19 protein-coding genes are annotated in these 24127 nt (G+C 71.4%); 2 read left to right on the top strand and 17 right to left on the bottom strand.

The window, feature by feature from the left end; genetic code table 11:
• Nucleotides 1-34 precede the first annotated feature (34 nt).
• The 5 genes from AC1MEY_RS08855 to AC1MEY_RS08835 all read right to left on the bottom strand — a co-directional run bounded on the left by AC1MEY_RS08855 (nt 35) and on the right by AC1MEY_RS08835 (nt 5104).
• Complete coding sequence (locus AC1MEY_RS08855; RefSeq protein ID WP_480230288.1) at nt 35-646, bottom strand: DNA-3-methyladenine glycosylase; 612 nt, start codon at nt 644-646, stop codon at nt 35-37.
• A 42-nt stretch (nt 647-688) separates the two neighbouring features.
• Complete coding sequence (locus tag AC1MEY_RS08850; RefSeq protein ID WP_480230287.1) at nt 689-1204, bottom strand: DUF302 domain-containing protein; 516 nt, start codon at nt 1202-1204, stop codon at nt 689-691.
• Between the two features lie 55 nt (nt 1205-1259).
• The gene (locus AC1MEY_RS08845; RefSeq protein ID WP_480231378.1) at nt 1260-1475 is read right to left on the bottom strand and encodes a Trm112 family protein; all 216 of its coding nucleotides are present in this window, start codon (nt 1473-1475) and stop codon (nt 1260-1262) included.
• Complete coding sequence (locus AC1MEY_RS08840; protein ID WP_480230286.1) at nt 1472-2047, bottom strand: hypothetical protein; 576 nt, start codon at nt 2045-2047, stop codon at nt 1472-1474. Before AC1MEY_RS08840 ends, AC1MEY_RS08845 begins: the two co-directional genes overlap by 4 nt.
• Before the next feature lie 81 nt (nt 2048-2128).
• Nucleotides 2129-5104 carry an acyl-CoA synthetase gene (locus AC1MEY_RS08835; RefSeq protein WP_480230285.1) on the bottom strand — a complete coding sequence of 992 codons (2976 nt, stop codon included), beginning with the start codon at nt 5102-5104 and terminating at the stop codon, nt 2129-2131.
• A 123-nt stretch (nt 5105-5227) separates the two neighbouring features.
• On the opposite strand from AC1MEY_RS08835, the gene AC1MEY_RS08830 reads away from it, so the two are divergent.
• Entirely contained in the window at nt 5228-6976 is a 1749-nt protein-coding gene (locus tag AC1MEY_RS08830) for an ABC-F family ATP-binding cassette domain-containing protein (protein ID WP_480230284.1), read from the top strand.
• A gap of 9 nt (nt 6977-6985) precedes the next feature.
• Here the strand turns inward: AC1MEY_RS08830 and argH are convergent, their stop codons facing one another.
• The 12 genes from argH to AC1MEY_RS08770 all read right to left on the bottom strand — a co-directional run bounded on the left by argH (nt 6986) and on the right by AC1MEY_RS08770 (nt 21469).
• Nucleotides 6986-8401, bottom strand: a complete 1416-nt coding sequence (argH, locus tag AC1MEY_RS08825) for an argininosuccinate lyase (protein ID WP_480230283.1) — start codon at nt 8399-8401, stop codon at nt 6986-6988.
• Nucleotides 8402-8495: 94 nt separating this feature from the next.
• On the bottom strand, nt 8496-9698 hold the full coding sequence (locus tag AC1MEY_RS08820) for an argininosuccinate synthase (protein ID WP_480230282.1): 1203 nt from the start codon (nt 9696-9698) through the stop codon (nt 8496-8498).
• A 39-nt stretch (nt 9699-9737) separates the two neighbouring features.
• Nucleotides 9738-10235 (bottom strand): arginine repressor, encoded by a 498-nt coding sequence (locus AC1MEY_RS08815; RefSeq protein WP_480230281.1) that lies wholly within the window; start codon nt 10233-10235, stop codon nt 9738-9740.
• A gap of 7 nt (nt 10236-10242) precedes the next feature.
• Nucleotides 10243-11184 (bottom strand): ornithine carbamoyltransferase, encoded by a 942-nt coding sequence (gene argF / locus AC1MEY_RS08810; RefSeq protein ID WP_480230280.1) that lies wholly within the window; start codon nt 11182-11184, stop codon nt 10243-10245.
• Nucleotides 11181-12395: an acetylornithine transaminase gene (locus AC1MEY_RS08805; RefSeq protein ID WP_480230279.1), complete on the bottom strand. Its 1215-nt coding sequence runs from the start codon at nt 12393-12395 to the stop codon at nt 11181-11183. Before AC1MEY_RS08805 ends, argF begins: the two co-directional genes overlap by 4 nt.
• A complete protein-coding gene (gene argB, locus AC1MEY_RS08800; protein WP_480231377.1) occupies nt 12392-13258 on the bottom strand; it encodes an acetylglutamate kinase in 867 nt (288 codons plus the stop codon). Before argB ends, AC1MEY_RS08805 begins: the two co-directional genes overlap by 4 nt.
• A 20-nt stretch (nt 13259-13278) precedes the next feature.
• Nucleotides 13279-14532 (bottom strand): bifunctional glutamate N-acetyltransferase/amino-acid acetyltransferase ArgJ, encoded by a 1254-nt coding sequence (gene argJ / locus AC1MEY_RS08795; RefSeq protein ID WP_480230278.1) that lies wholly within the window; start codon nt 14530-14532, stop codon nt 13279-13281.
• Nucleotides 14487-15533, bottom strand: coding sequence for an N-acetyl-gamma-glutamyl-phosphate reductase (gene argC / locus AC1MEY_RS08790; RefSeq protein WP_480230277.1), 1047 nt, complete (start codon nt 15531-15533; stop codon nt 14487-14489). The genes argJ and argC overlap by 46 nt, the downstream gene beginning before the upstream one ends.
• Nucleotides 15534-15590: 57 nt before the next feature.
• The gene (gene pheT, locus AC1MEY_RS08785) at nt 15591-18089 is read right to left on the bottom strand and encodes a phenylalanine--tRNA ligase subunit beta (RefSeq protein WP_480230276.1); all 2499 of its coding nucleotides are present in this window, start codon (nt 18087-18089) and stop codon (nt 15591-15593) included.
• Nucleotides 18089-19111, bottom strand: a complete 1023-nt coding sequence (gene pheS, locus AC1MEY_RS08780) for a phenylalanine--tRNA ligase subunit alpha (protein WP_480231376.1) — start codon at nt 19109-19111, stop codon at nt 18089-18091. The genes pheT and pheS overlap by 1 nt, the downstream gene beginning before the upstream one ends.
• 67 nt (nt 19112-19178) lie before the next feature.
• A complete protein-coding gene (locus AC1MEY_RS08775; protein WP_480230275.1) occupies nt 19179-20642 on the bottom strand; it encodes a sensor histidine kinase in 1464 nt (487 codons plus the stop codon).
• 53 nt (nt 20643-20695) lie between these two features.
• Complete coding sequence (locus AC1MEY_RS08770; protein ID WP_480230274.1) at nt 20696-21469, bottom strand: response regulator transcription factor; 774 nt, start codon at nt 21467-21469, stop codon at nt 20696-20698.
• 439 nt (nt 21470-21908) lie between these two features.
• Here AC1MEY_RS08770 and AC1MEY_RS08765 point away from each other — a divergent pair, with 439 nt between their 5' ends.
• Nucleotides 21909-24113 (top strand): SulP family inorganic anion transporter, encoded by a 2205-nt coding sequence (locus AC1MEY_RS08765; RefSeq protein WP_480231375.1) that lies wholly within the window; start codon nt 21909-21911, stop codon nt 24111-24113.
• The last annotated feature ends 14 nt before the right edge of the window (nt 24114-24127 follow it).

The following is a 24127-nucleotide window of genomic DNA, read 5'->3' as shown; positions in this document are numbered from 1 at the left end:
TCTTCGCGCACCGGCACCCGATGGCCACAACCAGTCAGTCGCTGTCCCCCGGTGCGGGCGCCCGCGGGCTGCGCCGGTACGGCGACACCTCGGGACGGCCACCGACCCAGAAGCGCCACGGCCGGTCGGCCGCCGTGCTCACCCCGACCCTCGGTCCGGTGGACGCCGGCATCGGGTCACCGAGCCGCAGCCGAACCGGACTGTCGTCGTCGAACAGGTCGATTCCGTTGTCCTCCATCAGGATTCCGAGAGCGGAACACAGGTTCCCCGGTCCCCTGGCGAGCTTGACCGGCGGTATGGCCGATCCGCGCCTGCCCGATGCGACGGCGTCACCGTCGTCGACGACGGCCGCCCGGAGGAGCACGGCGCCTGCGACGCCGTCATACCCGCAGACCACGTTCGCGCACACGTGGATCCCGTGGCTGCGATAGGTGTAGAGCCGGCCCGGCGGCCCGAACATGACGGCGTTGCGCGGACGCGGACCGCGGAACGAGTGCGACGCGGAGTCCGGCCACGGTCCGTCGGGTGGACCGCCGTAGGCCTCGACCTCGAGGATCACCGCCGTCACGTCCCGGCCGACGAGTTCGGCGCCGAGAAGTCGCCGACCGGCGTGCAGCGGATCGGCGGGCAGGTCGTCGCTTGACACCGTCCGATTGTGCCGGGCGCCCGCGCGCGAGGTCGACGGCACCTAGCCGTCGTGCCGCAACTCCCCGGGTGCCTCGCCCCCGAGCGTCACCACGAGGTCGCCGAGCAGCGAGTCCAGGTGACGGCCGACGTCCTCGATCTCGGGGCTGCCATAGCTACCGAACAACAGGCTGGGTTGATCCACCGCGAGGTTCGTCGTCCCCCGTGCGTCGACGTAGATCAGTGTGCGCAGAGGTGCGTGCAGCATCACCGACGGGTCGTGGCGGTACATGCGTTCGGCGATGGTGTGGTTGCCCATCAGGTACTGCCGCGCCGACCAGTCGGAGGACGCCGTCGCGAACACCGCGGACAGATCGCCGCCGTAGTACCGCAGGAAACCGTGCGGCGCACGCCGGGCCATCAGGTCGAGGTGTTCCTGCCAGCTGGCGGCGGCGGCGAACGCACCGAGATCGGCCTCCGGGACGACGGTCTCGTAGTGCTCGACGAGGTCGCCGTAGTCGCGAGGGAAGGCGATGACGAGACGGCGGGTGGTGTGCTCGATGAAGCTGTTGGCGGTCATCTTCTAAGTATGGTCAGCCATACCCAGCGGGCGCATGCCGGCTACCCGGAAGATCTCAGCCGGCGAGACCCACCAGCCGGGCGTGCTCGGCGTCGTCGGTGACGTCCGTCGCCTCGTCGACCAGCAGCACGGGCACGTCGCCCTCGATCCGGTAGGCACGACGCAGCCGCGGGTTGTAGAGCACGTGCTCGTCGGCGACCAGCAGCAACGGACCGCGGTCCTGCGGGCAGACGAGGATGTCGAGCAGTCGCTGGTCGAGTGCCACGGTCAGCCCTGCGGGATGTCGAGCGGGCTACCGATGTTGATCGGCTGTCCGCTGCCCGGGGGGATCTGCCCGATGCCGAAGCTGGTGGGGCTCTGCGACTGCTGCATCATGCCGCGCTGCTGCGCGCGACGCTGGTACGACAGCGTCTGCTCGAGCGCGGTGCGCAGCGGCACCTGGTTCGGCCGCTTGGCCAGACCCTCCTGCAGTGCGATGACGTTGCCCTTGGACGGGTAGTAGCCCTGCGATCGGAGCAGCATGACGCTGTGGATCAGCTGCGACACCTGACCGCCACCGTTGCCGGTGTCGTATTCGGCGGCGATGGCCTGCAGCGCAGCGTCACCGGCCTGGGCGTCGTTCGCCATGGCGCCCGCGGCGCTGCCGCCGGGCGTGACCGGGCTGCCGGGGGCCGCCTCCGCAGGCGTGGTGGGGCTCGCCGCACCACCGGGGGTGACCGGTGAGACCGGCTCCGCCAGAGCGGACGGCATCCCCGCGAGCATCCCGGCGACCAGGGCGCCACTGGCGACCGCACCCGTCGTGGCGCGACGCCACCGGGTGTTCGTGCTGTTCAGCGACGTCATGAATCCTCCACGCGAACGGGGCCCTGCGACGCTCTGCCGCCAGCCGGGAGCCTAACAGTGTGGCCAATGTGACGCACGACCTCAGCCGGCCGATTCCTCGCCCAGCATCTCGGCGCGCACCGCAGCCGTGAACCGCTTGTACACCCCTGTGTCGTCGTCCCGGTACCAGGCGTTACGCGACGGCTTTGGCAGGCCGCCGGCCCGTAGCGGACCGAGCAGCGGACGGTAGGACGCGCTGAGCTTGAGGTCGGGGACCACGTGCACCACGTCGGGATGCGCGCCGACCGGCAGCGCGTGCATGCCTTCGTTCAGGTCTGCGGTGGGGACGCTGCCGCCCGGTGCGAGCGCCAGCGCGGTCACCGCCACCGAGCGGTCCCCCACCGTCACCTCGTACGTGGCGGCGAGGTCGACGGCGCCGATGCGCCCGACGGTGTCGTTGACCGCCGCGGCGTACACCGGGCCGCGGTCGGTGCGGATGACGCCGGTGCGGTTGTCGACGAGCCAGAAGTCGCCGTCCTCGTCGCGGCGGAACAGGTACTCCGTCGACACCCAGGTGTCGGCGGGGGCGAAGACGCCGCGCTTGATGGAGGCACGCGGGTCGACGGGTCCGCGCGACTGGGCGAGCAGGACGCCCACCTCACCCGTCTCGGCCACCCGGACGAAGCCGTTGTCCTCCTCGAGGATCAGGTCGTCGTCCACGTCGTAGGCGGCGAGTTCGACGCGTCCGCCGCCCGGGAGCGGGCGGCCCTCGCTGCCGATCTTCGCGCCCGACACGTTGGCCAGCACGGCCTGCCCGTCGGTGGTGGCGAAGAACTCGACGATGTGCGCCGGCGCGAACTCCTCCTCGATGCGCTTCCACAGACCGGTCGGCATGCCGGACCCGATGAACAGCCGGACCGGGTGGGTGCCGTTGAGCACGAAGGACGGATCGTCCACCACGTCGCGCAGCATCGCCCACGTGTAGGACACGACGGTGACGCCGTACTGCCGGAGCTCGTGGACGAACCGGTCGGGCCGCAGCCCGCGCGACAGGGCGATCCGGGTCCCGCCGACCACGGCTCCACCGAGGCTCACCAGCAGCCCGGACTGATGGTGCAGCGGCGTGAGGCAGTAGACGGTGTCGCCGCGCTCGAGGTTCGCGGCCGACGCGGTGCCGAACGCCGACAGCGCCCAGCGGAAGTTGGTGATCTGGCGGGCGACCAGGGTGCCGCCGACCGTCGCGAACGCGACGTAGGCCAGGTCCTTGGCGAAGCCGGGGTTGGGCCGGTACCAGCCGGGCAGGGCGACGACGTCCGGGTCGATCCGCTCCATGTCGACGACGTTGGGGTTGCCCTGCGGGTCCACGTCGCGGTTCTCGCCGCCGCCGAGCACCAGCACGCGCAGCGGGAGTCGGGTCGCCGCGTCGAGGTTGCTCGGGTCGGCGATCACGTCCGAGACGCCGCCGAGCCGTGCGGCCTCGGACAGGTCCGCGTCAGGCGGCATCAGCACCGCCACCGCGCCGAGACGCGACAGCGCGGCGATCGCGACGAGCGCGCTGGGCCGGGTCTCCATCAGCACGCCGACGTGCGCGCCCTGACGCACCCCGACGCTGATCAGACCGCGCACGACGTTGTTGATGCGGCGGTCCACCGCCTCGTAGGTGTGCACCCGCCCGTCGAACAGCAGGAACTCGCCCTCCGGGGTTGCGAGGGCCTGCTCGCTCATGATGCGGCCCAAGGAGATCCGGGTGTGGTCGTTGATCTGTCCCAGACGGGCCAACCTGGGCAGCGTGCGCGCGGTCTCGACGACGAGCGCGCGGGCCGACTTGTTGGCCGTGATGAACGCACCCGCGGCGGAGCGGGCCACGCTGAACGTCAGCTCCGCGGCGGCGCCCGCGCCGTGCACGATGCGCGACGCCAGCGGAACGCCGGTGTCGCTGCCCTGCGCGGGCTGCAGCGCCATCGGGACGACGTCGGGGGGAACGTCGCCGTCGCCGGACAGCCACTTGACCCACCCCGCGACGGTCGGCCACGTCTGCTCGGCCGCCCGTGATCCCACGACTAGACCGAAATGACCTGTGCGGATGAGGTATTCGTAGACGTCGGCCTGCGGCGAGGCACGCTTGATGCCACGCACAGACGCCGGTTGACCAATGTCGTCGACCTCGCCGACGACCGCGAGCACGGGGCAGTCGATGTCGGCGAGCGTGACGAGGTCGCCGCGAATGGCGAAGCCGCCGCTCATCATCCGGTTGTGGGCGATGAACTGCTTGAGCAGCTCCGCGATCGCGGGGCCCGACCACGCGATGTATCCGTCGGAGGCGAGGAAGCGGCGCTGCTGCTCGCGGGGCAGCAGCGCCTCGCGGTCGTGCAGCTGGCGGACGAAGTCGAGACGCGACTGCGCGGTCTTGATCGGGTCGAGCAGCTGAAAACCGGTGCGCGCCATCCACCCCGGGATGTCGATGCGGCTGAACACGTGGTCGGCCATGAAGTCGGCGGCGCCGACCGCGAGTCCGGCGGGGAGGTTCAGCGGCAGTGCGGCCAGGGTGTCGACGGGCGAACCGAACGCGACGATGCTGGCGAGGTCCTTGGACCGGCGGTAGGCGGCGGTCTGATAGCAGAACATGCCGCCCTGCGAGTAGCCCGCGAGGTGCACGTCGCGGTCGGTGACCTTCTTGACCGTGTCGATGGCCTCGCTCAGGGCGACGATGTGGTCGGAGAGGTTGCGCTGCATGCCGCCCTCGACCTGGTCGGGTGATCCGAAGTCGATCACCCACGGGTCGATACCCGCGGCGTGCAGGATGCCGACGGCGCCCTCCGCGCGGGTGACGTCCCACATGTCGGCCGACATCATCATCGGGTGCACCATCAGGACGGGCGGTCCCGGCGGCGTGGCACCCGGACGGACGTCGGGCGGGAAGTACCGGCGCAGCCGGTACATCGGGACGCTCTCCACGATCTGGAACGGCGACGGCAACGCACCGGTCTCGAGCCCGCCGTAGCGCAGCACCTCCAGGCCGTTCTGCGCGGTCGCCATCAACCGCCCCACGGGCCTGGTGAATGCCGACAGGTCGACCATTGTGCTTCCCTTCGTGCTCCCCGGGCCCGCAGTTTGCCGACGTCATCATGGCACAGCGGGCTGAGCGCCCCGTCGGCATCGGGGCGTGGGTGGCGGCGAACCGACGCCTATGATCGGAGGCCGATGGCGAACCTGATCAACGTCGAGCGCGCGAGCGTCGGCTACGGCACCCGCACCCTTCTCGACGGCGTCAGCCTGGGCATCGACGAGGGCGATGCGATCGGTGTCGTGGGCCGCAACGGCGACGGCAAGACCACCCTGCTCCAGATCCTCACCGAGACTCGGCCTCCCGACTCCGGGCGGGTGACGCACACCTCGGGATCGTCGGTCGGATATCTGCACCAGGCCGACGACTTCGCCGCAGAGGCGACGATCCGCGACGTCATCGTGGGTGGCCGCCCCGACCACATCTGGGCCGCCGAGGCCGACACCCGCGCGGTGGTCGAGCACCTGCTGTCGGAGGTGTCACTCGACCAGCAGGTGGTCAACCTCAGCGGTGGTGAACGCCGCCGCGTCGCGCTGGCGGCCGTGCTCCTGGCCGGGCACGACGTGCTGGTGCTCGACGAGCCCACCAACCACCTCGACGTCGAGGTGATCGGCTGGCTGGCCGGCCACCTCGCCGCCAAGCGTTCGCAGGCACTCGTCGTGGTCAGCCACGACCGCTGGTTCCTCGACGCGGTGTGCACCAAGACCTGGGAGGTGCACGACGGGGTCGTCGACGCCTACGACGGCGGATACGCCGCCTACGTCCTGGCGCGGGCCGAGCGCATGCGCATCGCGGCGGGCACCGAGAGCCGTCGCCAGAACCTCATGCGCAAGGAACTGGCGTGGCTGCGCCGGGGCCCGCCCGCGCGGACGTCCAAGCCCAGGTTCCGCATCCAGGCCGCCAACGACCTGATCGCCAACGAGCCACCGGCGCGCGACTCGCTGTCGCTGCAGAAGTTCGCCACGGCGAGGCTCGGCAAGGACGTATTCGATCTGCACCGCGTCGTGCTGGAACTCGGCGGCAAGACCCTGCTGGACAAGCTGGACTGGTCGATCGGGCCGGGTGTCCGCATCGGCCTGGTCGGGGTCAACGGCACCGGCAAGTCGTCGGTGCTCAAGCTGCTCGTCGGCGAACTCCCGCCGACCTCGGGCACCGTAAAGCGCGGTCAGACGCTGTCGATCGGCTACCTGAGTCAGGCGCTCGCCGAACTGAATCCGAACGAACGGGTGCTCGACGCGGTCGAGAGCAAGAAGCGGCTCACCGAGGTGGCGGGCGGCCGTGAGGTCAGCACGTCGACGTTGCTCGAGGACTTCGGCTTCACCGGCGACAAGCTCACCACCCGGCTGGGCGACCTGTCCGGTGGCGAGCGCCGCAGGCTGCAGTTCCTCCGCCTGCTGCTCGACGAGCCCAACGTGCTGCTGCTCGACGAACCGACCAACGATCTCGACATCGACACGCTGACGGTCATCGAGGACTACCTCGACGGCTGGCCCGGCACGCTGATCGTCGTCACCCACGACCGGTACTTCCTCGAGCGCGTCACCGACGTCACCTACGCGCTGACCGGCGGCGGCCACTGCGACCTCCTGCCCGGCGGCATCGAGCAATACCTCGAGGGGCGGATCGCCGCGGAGTCCACGGCGCCGGCGAAGACGGCCGACCGCTCGGAGACCGCGTCCGCCCGGGAGCGGCGGACCGGAAAGGAGCTGTCGCGCATCGAGAGTCAGCTCCGCAAGATCGACGACCGCATCGCCAAGGTGCACGACGCCATGGCCGACGCGGCAGCAGACCACGTCAAGGTCGCCGAACTCAACGACGAACTGCGCGACCTCGCCGCCCGCAAGGACGCACTCGAGGAGGAGTGGCTCGAACTGGCCGACGGCTGACGCCGTGGGTCAGTGGCGCAGCCCCACCCGCAACCGGTCGGCGGTGTCCCGGACGATGCCCAACTGCTTGGCCACCTGGATGGGCGCCGTGCCGCCGCGAGCGTCGCGGGAGTCCACCGAGCCGGCGACGGTGAGCACCTCGCGGACCTCGGCGGTCAGCCCGGGGTGGATGCCCGCGAGTTCGTCGTCGGCGAGCTCCTCGAGCCCGACGCCACGCGCCTCCGCGGCGCGCACCGCTGCACCCGCCGCCTCGTGGGCCACGCGGAACGGGATGCCCTGGCGAACCAGCCATTCGGCGACGTCGGTGGCGAGCGTGTAGCCCAGCGGCGCGAGCTCGGCCATCCGGTCGGTGTCGAAGCGCAGCGTGCCGACCAGACCGGCGACGGCGGGCAGCAGCATCTCGAGCTGGCCGACCGAGTCGAACACCGGCTCCTTGTCCTCCTGCAGATCGCGGTTGTACGCGAGCGGCTGCGCCTTGAGCGTGGCGAGCAGGCCGGTGAGGTTGCCGATCAGACGTCCGGACTTGCCGCGCGCCAGTTCGGCGATGTCGGGGTTCTTCTTCTGCGGCATGATCGAGCTGCCGGTCGACCACGCGTCGTGCAGGGTGACGTAGCCGAACTCCGTGGTGCTCCAGAGGATCACGTCCTCGGCGAGCCGGGACAGATCCACGGCGATCATCGCCAGCACGAACGCCGCCTCCGCGGCGAAGTCCCTGGCCGCGGTCGCGTCGATGGAATTGTCCGCGGCCGCGTCGAAGCCGAGTTCGGCGGCGATGGCGTCGGGGTCCAGGCCGAGCGAGGAGCCCGCGAGCGCCCCGGAGCCATACGGCGACACCGCGGTGCGGGCGTCGAAGTCGAGGATGCGCGAGACGTCGCGCAGCAGCGGATGCGCGTGCGCCAGCAGGTGGTGCGCGAGCAGCACGGGCTGCGCCGACTGCAGGTGCGTCTTGCCGGGCATGATCGCCGTCGGGTGTGCCGCCGCCTGGGTGGCGAGTGCGGCGACCACGTCGAGTGCGCCGTTGCCGACGCGGGTCATGGCGTCGCGCAACCACATCCGGAACAGAGTGGCCACCTGGTCGTTGCGCGAGCGGCCTGCGCGGAGCCTGCCACCGAGTTCGTCGCCGACCCTGTCGATCAGCCCGCGCTCGAGCGCGCCGTGCACGTCCTCGTCGGACGGGGACGGGCCGAAGCTGCCGTCGGCGACGTCGGCCCCCAGGCTGTCCAGGCCGGCGAGCAGGCCGTCGCGCTGCTCCTCGGTGAGCAGTCCGGCGGTGAACAGCACGCGTGCGTGCGCCTTCGAGGCGCGGACGTCGTAGGGCGCGAGCACCCAGTCGAAGTGCGTCGACTTGCTCAGCGCCGCAAGGGCGTCGGACGGTCCGTCGGCGAACCGGCCACCCCACAGCGATCCCTCGTTGGTGGTGCTCACGCCGTCACCCCGCGGGCGCGAGCGTGCGCGAACTCGGGTTCACCAGCGGCGTGTCGCCCGCAAACACGCACGCTCGCCGGAGAAGTTGGGGCACTCACTTGCCCGCCAGGTCCCGCTTCGCGGCGATCTTCGACGACAGGCCGTGCACGTGGACGAAGCCCTTGGCGCTGGACTGGTCGAAGGTGTCGCCCTCGTCGTAGGTGGCGAGGTTGAAGTCGTACAGCGACTCCGCGCTGCGGCGGCCGTTGACGGCGATGTGGCCACCGTGCAGCACCAGCCGGATCTCACCGGTGACGTGCTGCTGGGTGTCCGCCACGAACGACTCCAGCGCGCGCTTCAGCGGCGAGTACCAGAGGCCGTCGTACACCAGCTCGCCCCACTTCTGGTCGGTGTTGCGCTTGAACCGGCCGAGTTCGCGCTCGAGCGTGACGTGTTCGAGTTCGGTGTGCGCGGTGATCAGGACCATGGCGCCCGGCGCCTCGTAGATCTCGCGGCTCTTGATGCCGACCAGGCGGTCCTCGACGACGTCGAGCCGTCCGACGCCCTGGGCGCCCGCGCGACGGTTCAGCTCGACGATGGCCTCGAGCACGCTCACCGGCCTGCCGTCGATCGACACCGGCACGCCCCGCTCGAAGCCGACGACGACCTCGTCGGGACTGCTCCAGTTGACCGTCGGGTCCTCGGTGTAGTCGTACACGTCCTTCGTCGGCGCGTTCCAGAGGTGCTCCAGAAAGCCGGTCTCCACCGCGCGGCCCCACACGTTCTGATCGATCGAGAACGGCGAGCGCTTGCTCACGTTGATCGGGATCGCGTTCTCCTCGGCGAACGCGATCGCCTTCTCGCGGGTCCACGCGTAGTCGCGGACGGGGGCCAGCACCTCGAGGTCGGGCGCCAGCGAGGCGAAGCCGACCTCGAAGCGCACCTGGTCGTTGCCCTTGCCCGTGCAGCCGTGCGCGACGATGCCGCCGCCGTGCTCGCGGGCCGCCTCGACGAGGTGCTTGACGATCAGCGGGCGGCTGATCGCCGACACCAGCGGGTAGCGGTCCATGTACAGCGCGTTCGACTGGATGGTCGGCAGGCAGTACTCCTCGGCGAACTCGTCGCGCGCGTCGACCACCACGGCCTCCACCGCGCCGCAGTCGAGGGCGCGCTGGCGGATGACGCCCATGTCCTCACCGCCCTGCCCGAGGTCGATGGCCACTGCCACGACCTCGCGGCCGGTCTCCTTGCCGATCCAGCTGATCGCCACCGAGGTGTCCAGACCGCCGGAGTACGCGAGGATGACGCGTTCGGACATTGAAAGTCTCCTTCTAGTCACTTCTGAATTGCTGCGTGGTCAAGACGTTCTGGGCTGCGCCCGGTGTGCTTCCTCGAAGCGGTCGGCGAGTTCCGCTCCGGTCATCGGATCGCGAGCGACCACGAGGATGGTGTCGTCGCCGGCGACCGTGCCGACCACGTAGGGCAGCGCCGAACGGTCGATGGCGCTGGCCAGGTAGTGCGCCGCGCCCGGTGGGGTGCGCAGCACCGCGAGGTTACCGCTCGCATCGGTCGACACCAGCAGGTCGCCCAGCAACCGCGACATCCGCTCGGTGCCACCCGACACCCCGCGCACCGGACTGCCGTCCTCGGGCACCACGTAGACGCCGGTCCCGCCGTCGGCGCCCCGCAGCTTCACCGCGCCGAGCTCCTCGAGATCGCGCGACAGGGTCGCCTGGGTGACGTCGATGCCGTCGGCGGCCAGCATGCCGGCGAGTTCCACCTGGCTGCGCACGGAGTTCGACGACAGCAGCGTCACGATGCGGGCCTGCCTGCCCGCCCTGGTCGAGGTGGTCACGGGCACCTCATCCGCGCCGCTCCAGCAGCCACACCAGCAGCGCCTTCTGGGCGTGCAACCGATTCTCCGCCTCGTCCCACACCGCGCTCTGCGGACCGTCGATCACGTCGTCGGTGATCTCGTGCCCGCGGTGCGCCGGCAGACAGTGCAGGACCACGGCGGCGGGGTCGGCGAGTTCCAGCAGCCCGGCGTTCACCTGGAACGGCCGGAACGGTCGCACCCGGTCCAGACCGTCGTTCTCCTGGCCCATCGACGTCCACGTGTCGGTGACCAGGACGTCGGCGCCGTCGGCGGCCGCGCGGGCGTCGGAGGTCACCGAGACGGTCGCGCCGGTGTCGGCGGCCCGCTTCCGGGCGGCCGCGACGAACATCGGGTGCGGTTCGAAGCCTGCGGGTGCGGCGATGGTCACGTCGATGCCGGCCGTGACCCCGCCGAGCATCAGCGAGTGGGCCATGTTGTTGGCGCCGTCGCCGAAGTACGTCATCCGCAGGCCCGCCAGCGCACCGCGCCGCTCCGCCAGCGTCTGGAGGTCGGCCAGCACCTGGCACGGGTGGAACTCGTCGGAGAGGGCGTTGACGATCGGCACGCTCGCCCCGGAGGCCATCGCGGTGAGGCGCTCCTGTGCGAAGGTCCGCCAGACGATCGCGTCGACGTAGCGCGACAGCACCACGCCGGTGTCCTCGAGGGTCTCCTCGCGACCGAGCTGCGTGCTGCGGCCGTCGACCACGACGGCGTGCCCGCCGAGCTGGGCGATGCCCATCTCGAACGAGAACCGGGTGCGGGTCGAGTTCTTCTCGAAGATGACGGCGACGCCGCGCGGCCCCTCCAGCGGTCGCGAACTGAACGGCGCCTTCTTCAGGTCGGCGGCCAGTGCCAGCACCTCGGCCTGCTCGTCGGGCGTCAGGTCGTCGTCGCGCAGGAAGTGGCGGACGGGGTTCTGCGTGGTCACTGTGCCTCCGCGGCGGTCTGGGTGGCGGTGTCGAGGATCGCGGGCAGGGCCGTGACGAACGCGTCGAGTTGAGCCTCGGTGACCACCAGCGGCGGCGCGAGCCGCACGACGTCGGGGGTGGCGGCGTTGATCAGGTAGCCGGCGTCGCGGGCCGCCGTCTCGACGGCCTTGGCGTGCGGGGCGGTGAGCACGATGCCGCGCAGCAGGCCGCGTCCGCGGACGTGGTCGACGAGCGGGTGGCCGTGCGCCTCGATGCCGTGCGCCAGCGTCTTGCCGAGGACGTCGGCGCGGGCGACGAGGTCCTCGTCGGCCAGCGCCGTCAGCACCGCGAGCGCCGCCGCCGTGCACACGGGGTTGCCGCCGAAGGTGCTGCCGTGCATGCCGGGCGTCAGCAGGTCTGCGGCCTCGCCGATCGCGACGCACGCGCCGATGGGCAGCCCGCCGCCGAGCCCCTTGGCGAGGGTGACCACGTCGGGTGTGATGCCGTCCTGCTGGTGGGCGTAGAAGGTGCCGGTGCGGCCGACGCCGGTCTGCACCTCGTCGAGCACCAGCAGCGCGCCGTGCCGGGCGGTGATCTCCCGTGCGGCGACGAGGTACCCGGGTGGCGGCGTCACGACCCCGCCCTCCCCCATGATCGGTTCGAGGAACACCGCGGCCGTCTCGTCGGTCACCGCGGCGGCCAGGGCGTCGGCGTCGCCGTACGGCACGTGGGTGACGTCGCCCGGCAGCGGCGCGAACGGTGCCTGCTTGGCTGGCTGCCCGGTCAACGCCAGCGAGCCCATGGTCCGGCCGTGGAACGCGTTCTCGGCGGCGACGAGCCGGGTCCGCCCGGTCAGCCGGGTGATCTTGAACGCGACCTCGTTGGCCTCGGTGCCGGAGTTCGCGAAGAACACCCGGGCCCGGACGTCGGCGCCGAGGTGGGCGACCAGCGCCTCCGCCAACGCGACGCCCGGTTCGGTGGCGTAGAAGTTCGACGTGTGACCCAGCGTGTTCAGCTGGCGGGTGACGGCCTCGATCACGGCCGGATGCCGATGGCCGAGCACGTTGACGGCGATCCCGCCGAGCAGGTCGACGTAGGACTTGCCGTCGACGTCGGTGACCACCGCGCCGTCCCCGCTGGCGAGTGCGACCGCGGGCGTGCCGTAGTTGTCCATCATCACCGCGCGCCAACGCGATTGCAGCGCTTCGGTGTTCGTCATCGCGGAACTCATCTCGGTACCACCTTGGTCCCCGATCCCTCGTTCGTGAGCAGTTCGACCAGCACGCAGTGTCCGACGCGGCCGTCGATGACGTGGGCGCTCGGCACGCCGCCGGAGACGGCGCGCAGGCACGCCTCGATCTTGGGCACCATGCCCTCCTCGAGCGTCGGGAGCAGCCCCATCAGTTCGGCCACGTCGATCTCGCTGACCAGCGAGCCGCGGTCGGGCCAGTTGGTGTAGAGCCCCTCGACGTCGGTGAGCATCAGCAGCTTCTCGGCGCCGAGTGCCTCTGCGAGGGCGGCGGCCGCGGTGTCGGCGTTGATGTTGTGTACGACGCCGTCCGCGTCGGGCGCGATGGTCGAGACCACCGGGATGCGGCCGGCCCGGATCAGGTCGAGCACTGCGGACGTGTCGACCTTCTCCACGTCGCCGACGAGCCCGATGTCCGTGGCGAGGCCGTCGACGACGACGCTGCGCCGGACGGCGGTGAACAGGTGCGCGTCCTCGCCGGTGATGCCGACCGCGTACGGGCCGTGGGCGTTGATCAGGCCGACGAGTTCGCGGCCCACCTGGCCGAAGAGCACCATGCGTGCCACGTCGAGCACCTCGGGCGTGGTGACGCGGAAGCCGCCCTTGAACTCGCCCGGGATGCCGAGACGCTTGAGCATCGCGCTGATCTGCGGTCCCCCGCCGTGCACGACGACGGGATGGATGCCGCAGTTGCGCAGGAAGACCATGTCGGCGGCGAACGCGGCCTTGAGGACGTCGTCGGTCATGGCGTTGCCGCCGTACTTGACCACGACGACCTTGCCGTTCAGTTCGGTCAGCCAGGGCAGCGCCTCGGCGAACACCGCGGCCTTGGTCGCGGTCGGGATCGTCGCGCTCTCGGCGGCGGTCACGAGGAGTACGCCGAGTTCTCTTCGACGTAGGCGTGCGAGAGGTCGGTGGTGCGGATGGTCGCCGACCCGGACCCGACCCCCAGGTCGACGACGACGTCGACGTCCGCACCCGACAGGTCGACGTCACGGGCGCCCGGCGCGCCGGCGCCGTCGATGCACACCGGAGATCCGTTGAACGACACGCTGATCCGGTCCGGCTCCAGGTCCACCGGCGCCATGCCGACGGCGGCGAGCACGCGGCCCCAGTTGGGATCGGACCCGAACAGCGCCGTCTTCACCAGGCTGTCGCGCGCGATCACCCGGGCCGCGGTCACGGCGTCGTCCTCGGTGGCCGCGCCGGTGACGGTGACGGCGACCCGCTTGGTCACGCCCTCCGCGTCGGCCTGCAGCTGCGCGCACAGGTCGTCGCAGACGGCCAGGATGGCGGCGTCGAGTTCCTCCTGGCTGGGGGTCACCTCGCTGGCGCCCGAGGCGAGCAGCAGCACGGTGTCGTTGGTGGAACAGCTGCCGTCGACGTCGAGCCGGTCGAAGGTGCGTCCCGTCGCGGCGCGCAACGCGTGGTCGAGCGCGTCGGCGTCGACCGCGGCGTCGGTGGTGATGACGCACAGCATGGTCGCCAGCGACGGCGCGAGCATGCCTGCGCCCTTGGCCATGGCGCCGACGGTCCAGTTCTGCGCGTGGTGCAGCGCGACCTGCTTGGGCACGGTGTCGGTGGTCATGATCGCCTGCGCCGCCTCGGTGCCGCCGGTGAGGCCGCCCGCCATCTCCCGGACGACGTCCGTGACACCGGCGAGGACCTTGGTCATCGGCAACCGGTCCCCGATCAGGCCGGTCGAGCAGACCCCGACCTCGATGGCCCCGGTGTCGGAGCCCCAGTCCGACAGCGCGGCGGCGACGGCCTCGGCGGTCGCGTGCGTGTCCTGGAAGCCGCCGGGCCCGGTGCAGGCGTTGGCGCCGCCGGAGTTCAGGATCACCGCACGCAGCCGGCGGGTGGTGATGGCCTGCTGGGTCCACAGCACGGGTGCGGCCTTGACCTTGTTGCGCGTGAAGACCGCCGCGGCGGCGTGATCGGGGCCCTCGTTGAACACCAGCGCGAGGTCGGGTGCGCCGGAGGCCTTGATGCCCGCGGCGATCCCGGTGGCCCGGAAGCCGGCCGGCGCGGTGACGCCCTGCGTGCGGACGAGGTTCTGGGCGCTGGTGCTCGTCACGGTGCCACCCCCACGGTCGACAGTCCTTCCGTCTCCGCCCATCCCAAGGCGAGGTTCATCGACTGCACGGCCGCTCCCCCGGTGCCCTTGACGAGGTTGTCGATCGCGCAGATGGCGACGAGGACGCCGGCGTCCTCGTCGACGGCGATCGCGATCTGGGCGGCGTTGCTGCCGATCACCGAGCCGGTCTTCGGCAGCCGGCCGTCGGGCAGCAGGTGGACGAACGGCTCGTCGCCGTAGGCCTTCTCGTAGGCGGCGCGGATCTCGGACACCGAGGCGGTGGTCCGTGCGGTGCACGTCGCGAGGATCCCGCGTGACGTCGGGATCAGCACCGGGGTGAAGGACACCGTGACGTCGCGGTCGGTGACGCCCCGCAGGCCCTGGGCGATCTCCGGGGTGTGGCGGTGTGCACCGCCGATGTTGTACGCCCGTGCCGAGCCGATCACCTCGGCTCCGAGCAGGTCGACCTTGGCCGCGCGTCCGGCACCGGAGGTGCCGCTGACCGCGACGACCGTCACGGCGGGCTCCACCAGGTCGGCGGCGACGGCGGGCAGCAGCGCGAGCAGCGCGGCGGTGGGATAGCAGCCGGGGACGGCGATGCGCTTCGTGTCGCGCAGGGCGTCGCGTCCGCCGGGCAGCTCGGGCAGGCCGTAGGGCCAGCTCCCGGCGTGGGGGGAACCGTAGAACCGCTCCCACGCCGCCGGGTCGGTGAGCCGGAAGTCCGCGCCACAGTCGACGATCAGGGTGTCGGGTCCGAGCTGCTCGGCCAGCTCGGCGGAATGGCCGTGCGGCAGCGCGAGGAACACCACGTCGTGACCGGCGAGCACGTCGATGCTGGTGGCGTCGAGCACGCGGCCCTCGAGCGGCAGCAGGTGCGGGTGGTGCTCGGTGACGTCGGTGCCCGCACTCGCGGCCGCGGTCAGCGCGCCGATGGTCAGGCGTCCGTCGGCGAGCGCGGGATGGCCGAGCAGCAGGCGCAGGATCTCGCCGCCGGCATACCCGCTGGCCCCGGCCACGGCGACGGTGATCGCCTCAGATGTCATGCACGAAGTCTGCATGTTTATGCAGCGACTTGCAAACTCATTTATACGGGGTGTCGGCTACCCGCGCAGGGTGGCGCCGATCCGCTCGCCCGCGGTCGCCACGGCGGCGTCGCGGGCCGCGCTGGCCTCGTCCTCGGTGAGGGTGCGATCGCCGGCGCGGAACCGCAGGGCGAGGGTGAGCGACTTGCGCCCCTCCCCGATCTGCGGACCGGTGTAGACGTCGAAGAGGCGGACGTCCTCGAGCAGGTCACCCGCTCCGGCGCGGACCGCGTCGACCACGGACTGGGCCGCCACGTCGTCGGCGACGACCAGGCTGACGTCCTGGAACACCGCCGGGAACGGCGACACGGCGGGTGCGGGCAGCCGCTCGGTGACGGGCACGGCGCCGAGGTCCAGTTCGACGGCACAGGTGCCCTTGGGCAGCCCGGTCCGCTCGACCACCGCGGGGTGCAGCTGGCCGGCGTGCCCGACCACCACGTCGCCGAGGAGCACCTCGGCGCAGCGGCCGGGGTGCCACGGCAGGTGCCGGGCCGCGCGGAGGGTGACGTCGACGTTGCAGGCGCGCGCGACGATGCGGACGGCCTCGAACGCGTCGGCCGCCTCGACCGGCCGTCCCGGCCCCCACGGGCCCGCGGGTTCGCGCAGCCCGGTGAGGACGATGCCGACGTGCAGCGGCTGATGCGGCAGCGAGTCGTCGATCGCGGTGATCTCGTCGTCGGTGGGCCGACGGTCGACCGGGATCCGGTCGAGCGACCTGGTCTGCGGGGTGGCGACGACGACCTGCTCGATGCCGAACAGGGCGACGTCGACGGCGCCACGGGACACGTTGCGGCTCAACGCCTCCAGCAGACCGGGCAGCAGCGTCGATGCGAGCCGGGGGCGGTCGGACTCCAGCGGGTTGAGCACGGCCACGGTGGCGCGCCGCGGGTCGTCCACCGGGAGGCCCCAGGCGTCGAAGACCCCGGCGGGCAGGAACGGCGTGGGCAGCACCTCGACGAAGCCGTTGAGCGCCAACGCCCGTCCGATCGCGCGCCGGCGGAACTGGCCGGGCGTGAGTCCGCGGCCGGCGGGCGCCGTGGGCAGTACCGACGGGATGCGGTCGAGGCCCTCCAGTCGGAGGACTTCCTCGACGAGGTCCGCGGGCTGCTTGAGGTCGGGCCGCCAACTCGGCGGCGTGACGGTCAGCAGGCCGTCCGACGTCTCGACCCGACCGCCGATCTGCACGAGCCGACGGACCGCGGCGCCGTCGGGGTAGGTCACGCCCGCGGTGCGGTCGGGCAGGTCGATCGGCATGCTGACCGCCGACGGCGACCAGTCCGTGCGCGGCGGGTCGCCTCGCCAGTCGGTGAGCCTGGGTTCGGCAGTGCCACCGGCGATCTCGGCGAGCAGGGTGGCACAGCGGTCTAGTGCGGCGACCGCGATGGCCGGGTCGACGGTGCGCTCATAGCGGCGGCCCGCCTCGCTGACCAGGCGCAGCCGGCGCTGGGTGCGCGACACCGCGGCGGGATCCCACACCGCGGCCTCGAGCAGCACGTCGGTGGTCGTGTCGCGGACCTCGGTGGTGCCCGCGCCCATGATGCCGCCGATCGCGGCGGTCGCGACGTCGTCGACGATGAGGACGTCGCCGGCGGTGAGCCTGCGCTCGACGTCGTCGAGCGTGACCACGGTCTCGCCCTCCTCGGCGAGGCGCACGTCGAAGCCTCCGGTGATGAGCGTCTGGTCGTGGGCGTGCATCGGCTGACCGAGTTCGAGCATGACGTAGTTGGTCACGTCGACCGCGGGCGAGATGGCACGGATGCCGCTGAGCAGCAGTCGGCGCTGCATCCACCACGGCGAGACCGCCGTCGGGTCGATGCCGGTGACGGGGCGCAGGCCGAAGCGCTGCACGCCGGTCTCGGGCCGCACCACGAGCGGCCACGCCTCGCCCTCGGCGGGCAGCGGCGGGACGTCGGCGGGATCGACGTAGTCGAGGTCGAGCGCACAGCAGATCTCGCGGGCCATGCCGCGCATCGACAGGCAGTAGCCGCGGTCCGGGGTGATGGCGAGGTCGAAGACGACGTCGTCGAGGCCGAGGACGTCGGCCGCCGCGTCACCGGGTTCCGCGGTGCCGGGGGGCAGCACCATGATCCCGCTGTGATCGGCGCCGAGGTTCAGTTCGGCCGCCGAACAGATCATGCCGTCCGACGTGCGGCCGTAGGTCTTGCGCTTGGCGATGGTGAAGTCGCCCGGCAGGGTGGTGCCGGGCAGCGCCACGACCACCAGGTCGCCCACGGCGAAGTTCCGTGCACCGCAGACGATGTCGCGCGGCTCGCCGTCGACGTCGTGCGCGCCGACGTGCACCTTGCAGGCGCGGATCGGCTTCTTGAAGTCGGTGAGTTCCTCGATCTCGACGACCCGGCCGACGGTGAGCGGCCCGGTCACCGGGCCGACCGGCAGGATGCCCTCGACCTCGTGACCGATGTCGATCAGGGTGCGCTCGAGTTCGTCGACGGAGACGTCCCAGTCCGGGACGCCGACCCGGACGACGTCACGGAGCCACTGGTAGGGGAAGCGCATCAGGCACCCACCCCGAACGGCAGCGAGAACCGCACGTCGCCCTCGACCATGTCCCGCATGTCGGGGATGCCGTTGCGGAACTGCAGCGTGCGCTCCAGACCCATGCCGAACGCGAAGCCCGAGTAGTCCGAGGGGTCGATCCCGCACGCGCGCAACACGTTCGGGTTCATCATCCCGCAGCCACCCCACTCGACCCAGCCGGGTCCGCCCTTCTTGTTCTCGAACCACACGTCCACTTCGGCCGACGGCTCGGTGAACGGGAAGAAGTGCGGCCGGAAGCGGGTGCGCCCCTCGGGGCCGAACGTCGCGCGCGCGAACGCGTCCAGGGTGCCCTTCAGATGCGCCATGGTCAGGCCGCGGTCCACCGCCATGCCCTCGACCTGATGGAACACCGGGGTGTGGGTGGCGTCGAGTTCGTCGGTGCGGAAGGTCCGCCCGATCGACACGATGTACACCGGCAGATCGCGCTCGAGCAGCGCCCGCACCTGCACCGGCGAGGTGTGCGTCCGCAGCACCTGGCGCGACCCCTCGGGGGCCACGTGGAACGTGTCCTGCTCACTGCGCGCCGGATGGTCGGGCGGGAAGTTCAGGGCGTCGAAGTTGAACTGTTCGGTCTCGACCTCGGGCCCCTCGGCCAGTTCCCATCCCATCGCGACGAACGTGTCCGCCACGTGCTCGGCGAGGATCGTGATCGGGTGCCGGGCGCCGAGCGGCTGCCGGGTGGACGGCAGGGTCACGTCGATGCGCTCGGCGACCAGCGCGGCGGCATCCCGCTCGACGCGGAGCACCTCGAGGCGCTCGTCGTAGGCGGCCTGGGCACCCGTGCGGGCGACGTTCACCAGACGGCCGGCGTCGGCGCGCTCGGTCTTGGGCAGCGAGCCCAGCGACTGGCGGGCCAGCGCGATCGGCGAGCGGTCGCCGAGATGGTCGGTCTTGGCGCGAGCCAGGGCGTCGAGGTCGGGGGCGGCGTCGAAGGCGCTCCGGGCGGCACCGACCGCGTCGGTCAGGGCCTGCTCGGTCAAACCCGGGGCCTCCGGGGTCTTCTCGCTCGACGGCTCGCTCGACGGCTCTGACACCCGGCGATCATAGCTACGGCGCAGGTGTGACTCGCGCTACCCTCGCGCCCCGATCCGGCGCATCACGCCGTGCGGCGGATTCCCCGGGCAGCCGCACCAGGAACTCGGTGCGACCGGGGCGGGACCGGGCGCCGACGGTGCCACCGTGCGCCTCCACGATCGACGAGACGATCGCCAGGCCCAGGCCGGAGCTGTTCGCGTCCCGTGACCGCGACGTGCTGGCGCGGACGAACCGCCCGAACAGGTCGGGCAACAGCTCGGGGTCCACGCCCGGCCCGTCATCGACCACCGACAGTGCCACCCACTGCTCGGGATCGTCGGAGGACGGCCGCACGGTGGTCGTGACGGTGACGCCGGCCGGGGTGTGGTTGCGGGCGTTGGTCAGCAGGTTGCTCACCACCTGGTGCAGCCGCGCCCGGTCGCCGCCGACCCAGACCGGATCGTCGGGGAGATCGGCCAGGAAGTGATGGTCCGGGGCGGTGACCGCGACGTCGTTGATGGCGTCGACCACCAGCGCGCACAGGTCGAGGGGCTCGATCTCCAGGCCCTGACCCTCGTCCATGCGCGACAGCAGCAGCATGTCGCCGACGAGCGCGGTCATCCGCCGGGACTCCGATTCGATGCGGGCCAGGGCGTACTCGGTGGTGTCGGGCAGCTCGGCACCGTCCTGCCGGGTGAGTTCGGCGTACCCCTGGATGGCGGCCAGGGGCGTGCGGAGTTCGTGGCTCGCGTCGGTGAGGAAGCGCCGCATGCGGCGGTCGGACTCCGCGCGCACCGCCAGCGCGGTGTCCACGTTGGCGAGCAGCCGGTTGAGCGTCTCGCCCACGATGCCGACCTCGTTGTCGGGGTCCGTGTCGGCCCGCCGCACCCGGGTGAAGATGCGGTGCTCGTCGTCGGCGAGCGGCATCCTGGCCGCCCGGGCCGCCGTCGCGGCGACACGACGCATCGGCCGCAACGCCTGACGGACCAGGACCACGGTGCCCCCCGCCGCGAGCAGCGCGGCGACGGCGGTGATGACGGCGACCGCGACGATCTTCTTCGCGATCGCCTCGTTGGCACTCTCCAGGGACACCGCGGAGACCAGGCGGAGACCGTCCCTGGTGTCGGCGCCCGCCACCCGGAAGCCGCCCTCGTCGCCGAGCGCGACCGTCTGCGGCCGGCCCGCGGTCCAGTCGACGCCCTCGAGGTCGGCGACCACGCCGGCCGGCGCACGCGTCGGCCCGTCGTCGTCGAACATGGCCGAGGACAGGACGTCGTCACCGTCCACGATGGCGATCAGCGTGCCGGGCGCCTGGCCGGTGAACCCGGTCAGGTCCGCGGGCCCGCCACCGCGCTCGACGTAGGAGTGCTGGAAGGCGGCGAGCGAGTGCGCCACCTCGGTGTCGCTGATCGCGTCCACGTAGGTGTGCATGGTGTAGACCGACAGCGCGCCGACCGCCAGCACCAGCGTGGTGACCAGCGCGGAGACCCACAGCATCAGTTGCCGGCTGAGGGTCCGCGGCCGCCACCACGGAGTCCTCCGCCGCGCCGTCACCGACTCGACCGGAGTTGGTATCCGACGCCCCGGATGGTGTGGATCATGGGCTCGCGTCCCGCGTCGATCTTCTTGCGCAGATACGAGATGTACAGGTCGACGATGCTGGTACGGCCGCCGAAGGAGTAGTTCCACACCCGCTCGAGGATCTCCTCGCGGGTGAGCGCCCGGCGCGGGTTGCGCATCAGGTAGCGGAGCAGTTCGAACTCGGTCGCGGTGAGGTCGACGCGTTCGCCGTCGCGGGTGACGTCGCGGCTGGCGCCGTCGAGGACGAGGTCCCCCACGCGCAGCGTCTCGTCCTCCACCGGCGTGGTCTCCCCCGCCCGTCGCAGCAGTCCCCGCAGCCGCGCGACGAGTTCCTCGAGGCTGAACGGCTTGGTCATGTAGTCGTCCGCACCGGCGGTCAGGCCCGTGACGCGGTCGGTCACCGAGTCGCGCGCGGTGAGGAACAGCACCGGCGTGTAGTTGCCGGTCGAGCGGACGCGTTCCAGGATCTGCAGGCCGTCCAGGTCGGGCAGCATGATGTCGAGGACGACGACGTCGGGTTCGATGGAGTCGTACTTCGCGATGGCCTCGCGACCGTCGTGCGCCACCTCGACGACCCAGCCCTCGTAGTGCAGGGCCATCTTCACCAGGTTGGTGAGCGCCCGTTCGTCGTCCACCAGCAGCACGCGGATCGGCGACCCGTCGCCGCGCCGGATGGGAGGGAGCTGCCCGAGGATCGCGGGCCTCGGCTGCCGGGTGCGAGGGTTCACGGACATCGTCGTCATGTCACCGATTCTCCGGACCGCACACCGACCTGTCACGGAGCTCATACGCGATTCTCAGAAACCACCGATCTCGGCCGGCGTGGTTTGGGGCTCCTCGCCGCGGGCGGGGACGCGCGGATTGGCCTGTCGATCATCGGGATTCGCCGAGCCCGACGGTACGGGCACGGGTCACGGTCCGCCCGTCGGTGTGACGGCGGCGACATCATGTGCATCGTCTATGGATCGGGTGTTCTTCCTTGACCACGATGTTCGCCGATAAATACTCTGGCACTTGTTGATTGGCTCTTACATCGCCGTAAGACGTTGCCATGCAATCCCTTTGAGAGCCGATACCCGGCATGCCGTGGCATGTCGCGAGCGTCAGGAGTCCGACATCCTTCAGAAAGCGCAACCGGGCGAGGTCGACGAACCAGGACGGTGGGACTCCGCATCACGGCGGATCGGCCCCCTGCTCCGCTACGACCTCCCCGCATCCCTCGTGGTCTTCCTGGTCGCCCTGCCGCTGTCCCTGGGCATCGCGATCGCCTCCGGCGCCCCGGCCCTGGCGGGCATCATCGCCGCCGTCATCGGCGGCGTCGTCGCGGGCGCCCTCGGCGGGTCCCCACTCCAGGTCAGCGGCCCCGCCGCCGGGCTGACCGTGATCGTGGCCGGACTGGTGGCCGAGTTCGGGTGGAAGGTCACCTGCATGATCACCGTGGCGGCGGGCGTCCTGCAGGTGCTGTTCGGACTGTCCCGCGTCGCGCGCGCGGCGCTGGCCATCTCGCCCGTCGTCGTGCACGCCATGCTGGCCGGCATCGGCGTGACGATCGCGCTGCAGCAGGTGCACGTGCTGCTCGGCGGCGAGTCCCAGAGTTCGGCGCTGCGCAACGTCACCGAGTTGCCCGCGCAGATCGCCGGGGCGCACGGGCCGGGGCTACTGCTCGGCCTGATCGTCATCGCGATCCTCGTCGGCTGGCGCTGGGTGCCGGGCACGCTGGGACGGGTTCCCGCGCCGCTGGTCGCCATCGTCGCGGCCACGGTCACGTCGCTCGTCTTCGCCTTCGACGTGGACCGCGTGCGTCTCGACGGCTCGCTGCTGGACGCCATCGCGCTGCCGAGCCTCCCGGAGGGCAACTGGGGCGCGTTCGCGGTCGGCGTCATCACCGTGGCACTGATCGCCAGCGTGGAGAGCCTGCTGTCCGCCGTGTCGGTGGACCGGATGCAGAACGGCCCCCGCACCAATTTCGACCGTGAGCTGATCGGCCAGGGCACGGCGAACATCGCGTCCGGCGCGCTCGGCGGCCTCCCGGTCACCGGCGTCATCGTGCGCAGCTCCACCAACGTCGCGGCCGGGGCCCGGACCCGCGCGTCGGCCATCCTGCACGGCGTGTGGGTGCTCGTGTTCGCGCTGCCCTTCGCCGGCATGGCCGAGATGATCCCGATGGCGGCGCTGGCCGGCCTGCTGATCATGATCGGCGTCCAGCTGGTCAAGCGGGCCCACATCGAGACCGCCCGCAGGACCGGCGACATCGCGGTCTACGTCGTCACGATCCTCGGCGTCGTGTTCCTGAACCTGCTCGAGGGCGTGCTGATCGGCCTGGCGCTGTCGATCGCGCTGACCGTGTGGCGGGTGGTCCGTACCCGCATCTCCGCGGAGTCCGACGACGACGAGAGCACGTGGCGGGTGGTGATCGAGGGCTCCTGCAGCTTCCTGTCACTGCCGCGGCTGACGGGCGTGCTCGCCTCCGTACCGCCCGGCACGAAGGCGACCATCGAACTGTCCGTCGACTTCATCGACCACGCCGCGCACGAGGCGATCGAGGACTGGCGCAGACAGCACTGTGCGTCGGGCGGGTCGGTCGACATCCGGCAGCTCGGCTCGGTGGACATGGACAGCGCACTGGTGGGACCGCCCATCCGCGACATCCAGGGCGTCGACGCGCGGTCCGGCGTGATGCCGTGGCGGTCGTGGCAGACCGGGCACGTCGAGGGCGACCCCGCCGAGGGCGACTCCGAGGCGTCCGTGGTGAGCGGCCTGGCGACCTACCAGCGGCGCACCGCGCCGTACCTGCGGCCGCACATGGCGAAGCTCGCCCACGCCCAGCGACCGGAGACGCTGTTCATCACCTGCACCGACTCGCGGATCGTGCCGAACGTGCTCACCAGCAGCGGGCCCGGTGACCTGTTCACCGTCCGCAACGTCGGCAACCTGGTGCCCGCCGGACAGCAGGACCCGTCGATCGAGGCAGCGATCGCATTCGCGGTCGAGAAGCTGAGGGTCTCGTCGATCGTCGTCTGCGGCCACTCGAGCTGCGGTGCGATGAACTCGATGCTCGCCGGCGGTGAGCCCACCAGCCCCGGTGAGCAGCACCTGCACACGTGGCTCGCCAACGGCGGGTCGGCGCTCGAGGCGTACGACGACGGGCGGCACCCGGTCGCTCGGGAGGCTGCCGCCGCCGGGTTCGGCGCGGTCGATCAGCTGGCCATGGTCAACGTCGTGACGCAGGCCGAGGCGCTGATCGTCCACCCCCTGGTGACCGATCTGCACCGGCGCGGCGAACTGGAGGTCATCGGCGTCTTCTACGACATCGCGAGCGCGGCGCCGTGGCGGGTGCGGTCGACGACGATCGGCAGCTTCGACCTCACGGCGGCGAGCCGCGCATGACAGCGGCGGCCAGC

It is taken from the genome of Mycobacterium sp. PTI7, assembly GCF_056679845.1.
The sequence above is the reverse complement of the archived record's forward strand: the minus strand, read 5'-3'. Positions and strand labels throughout refer to the sequence as shown.

Bases quoted from the DNA above. Each gene is read 5' to 3' on its own strand.
- AC1MEY_RS08850 (WP_480230287.1), bottom strand. From the start codon at position 1,204: ATGACCGCCAACAGCTTCATCGAGCACACCACCCGCCGTCTCGTCATC.
- AC1MEY_RS08840 (WP_480230286.1), bottom strand. From the start codon at position 2,047: ATGACGTCGCTGAACAGCACGAACACCCGGTGGCGTCGCGCCACGACG.
- AC1MEY_RS08835 (WP_480230285.1), bottom strand. From the start codon at position 5,104: ATGGTCGACCTGTCGGCATTCACCAGGCCCGTGGGGCGGTTGATGGCG.
- AC1MEY_RS08830 (WP_480230284.1), top strand. From the start codon at position 5,228: ATGGCGAACCTGATCAACGTCGAGCGCGCGAGCGTCGGCTACGGCACC.
- AC1MEY_RS08820 (WP_480230282.1), bottom strand. From the start codon at position 9,698: ATGTCCGAACGCGTCATCCTCGCGTACTCCGGCGGTCTGGACACCTCG.
- AC1MEY_RS08805 (WP_480230279.1), bottom strand. From the start codon at position 12,395: ATGAGTTCCGCGATGACGAACACCGAAGCGCTGCAATCGCGTTGGCGC.
- argJ (WP_480230278.1), bottom strand. From the start codon at position 14,532: ATGGGCGGAGACGGAAGGACTGTCGACCGTGGGGGTGGCACCGTGACG.
- argC (WP_480230277.1), bottom strand. From the start codon at position 15,533: ATGACATCTGAGGCGATCACCGTCGCCGTGGCCGGGGCCAGCGGGTAT.
- pheT (WP_480230276.1), bottom strand. From the start codon at position 18,089: ATGCGCTTCCCCTACCAGTGGCTCCGTGACGTCGTCCGGGTCGGCGTC.
- AC1MEY_RS08775 (WP_480230275.1), bottom strand. From the start codon at position 20,642: ATGCTGTGGGTCTCCGCGCTGGTCACCACGCTGGTGCTGGCGGTCGGC.
- AC1MEY_RS08770 (WP_480230274.1), bottom strand. From the start codon at position 21,469: ATGACGACGATGTCCGTGAACCCTCGCACCCGGCAGCCGAGGCCCGCG.